Genomic DNA, 539 nt, shown 5'->3' on the forward strand with positions numbered 1-539 from the left:
TGATGGGTGGAACATGATGATGTTAGGCTGAGCACCTGCTTCATACAGAGCTTCAGTCAGACCAAACAGGTCAGTTTCAGTCAGACCAGTACCTGCGGTGTCTTTAACAACAGTTACAGTACCCTGGATTGCATCTGGAGAAGGCTGAGTAGAAACCAGAGCTTTAAAGCCAGCAGTTACGCGAGCACCGTTCTGACCAGTAGTACCGGTCTGTACCAGAGACAGGCCATTGTAGCTGTTAGCCAGAGAAGCAGCAGCAACTGGATTCGGAACTGGAGGAGTACCAGCAGTGGTGATTGCGTTAGTAGCAGTCAGAGCACCCAGACCTTCAGAAGCTGCACCGTTGTTCAGGAATGCCCATTCCAGGTCACGTTTGATTTCAGCACCAGCTTTTTCCATCTGGTAAGCCAGTTCGCTACCGCGACCATAGCTTGACAGAGCATCAGCAGTGTCAGAAACAGCAACAACTTTACGCAGAATCTGAGTAACGTTTTTCTCAACGGTAGTAGATTTCAGAGTACCGGCTTCAGCATCAGAAC

The 539-nt window shown here is 49.4% G+C and carries 1 protein-coding gene; it reads right to left on the bottom strand.

Annotated elements, in window-relative coordinates; all coding sequences use genetic code 11:
• Positions 1 to 539, bottom strand: a 539-nt coding sequence (locus N1032_RS27425) for a DUF5309 domain-containing protein (RefSeq protein ID WP_259543879.1), incomplete at both ends; no start/stop codon positions are given.

The sequence above is a fragment of the Herbiconiux daphne genome, from assembly GCF_024979295.1.
Classification (GTDB): domain Bacteria; phylum Actinomycetota; class Actinomycetes; order Actinomycetales; family Microbacteriaceae; genus Herbiconiux; species Herbiconiux daphnes.